General features: G+C 54.3%; 2 protein-coding genes. Both read left to right on the plus strand.

All coding sequences use genetic code 11. The features are described from left to right. Positions 1–456 precede the first annotated feature (456 nt). A complete protein-coding gene (locus tag ACPYOJ_RS34405) occupies positions 457–891 on the plus strand; it encodes an acyltransferase (protein ID WP_481420231.1) in 435 nt (144 codons plus the stop codon). A gap of 340 nt (positions 892–1231) precedes the next feature. Beyond that, the coding region (locus ACPYOJ_RS34410; protein ID WP_481420232.1) for a nucleotidyl cyclase domain-containing protein at positions 1232–1493 on the plus strand (262 nt) is incomplete at its 3' end.

The raw sequence follows: 1493 nt of genomic DNA on the forward strand, positions 1-1493 counted from the left end.
GGTCTGGAACCAGCCCGCGAATGGATCGGCACCATTGCATCAGGGGTATTGCCGTCGCCAGACGGAATGTTGAGCGACCCGCTTCTGACGTGCCATAGCGCGTACGTCTGCTCTTCGCGAGCTTCAATGGCGCTAACCGCCTTCCAGCGGCAATGGGCCGATAGTAGTCATGGCACTGCGTCCGCATTGCGCCCCGAAGCGGCCATGCCCGTACCGTCCCCCTCTCAAGGAAGGCGTACAAGCCTTAGGCTGTTACATAGTTCATATTGATCGCCGCCTTGCAGTCCTTCGCCTAATTAGTTCCCGGCCATTCGGCAACATGTGCACCTCACAGGAAACGCGCTTGGGGCTCATTGAAAAAAGGCGTACTTTACGCTACCGGGCGGTATGGCTTCACTTAAACGATACCTCCAGCATCTCCGAACAAAGCGATTGAATATCCGACTTCGAAAGAAGGTGGCGAAGTTCACCGAACCGCTTCATGCTCGCGGTAATACGATGCTGACGACGAACACCTGGCTTGGCAGGAACACGCATTTCAACGGGCTCGTCATCTATGGGAAAGGTAAGGTGACGATTGGCGACAACTTCCATTCAGGCCGAAATTGCGTAATACGCACGGAGACTCATAATTGGCGCGGCAACAAGCTACCTTATGATGAGACGTACATCGTCGAAGACGTCACAATCGAAGATAATGTCTGGCTCGGAGAAGGCGTCACCATACTACCCGGAGTCACAATCGGTGAAGGCGCCATCATCCAAACCGGAAGCGTTGTTGTCAGGGATATTCCTCCGCTTGCAATCGCGGGCGGACATCCATGCATACCCTTCAGTCAACGGCCTTCTGAGCAATACTATGCCTTAAAGGCCACTGCCCGGTTTCTTTAGAAATTGTGGTTGGCCCTATCCGAAGCGTAGTCAGCGGGAACGCGATCGTAGACGCGAGGCAAGCAAGCAGCGAGAATTACGGGAAGTACTTGCGACATTCTCAAATGACCGCCGCGCGCAAATGCGGCGGCTGAGAAGTCGCAATCACTCAAACTCGCTGCTTCCACTCAACGATCTTAGGCATGGCTCCATACGGCTTTCCGCAACGCCGCCGGAGCGACGAAGATAAACTTCCTTCGAAAGACTTCCGATCGCATCGTAATCTGGCATCGAGACTACAAATCCCCTAATATTAAGGGTACCTTATAGACTTGTGTGCCTGCCAGGGGGGACTGGGTCCATGGAACGCCGGCTTGTCGCGGTTCTCGCTGCTGATGTGGCCGGATATAGCCGTCTTATGGAGTCTGACGAAGAGGCCACGACTGCGACTTTGTTCGCTTACCGCACTGTTGCCCGGGAAGTTATCGTCGTGCACCGCGGTCGCATATTCAACACCGCTGGCGATAGTATAGTCGCGGAATTCCACAGTATTGTTGACGCGCTTCGCTGCGCTGTCGAGATTCAACACGAAATCGAGGATCGTAACGCTTCAGTCCCTGAAA

The organism is Rhizobium sp. SVR5-9E (assembly GCF_056755095.1).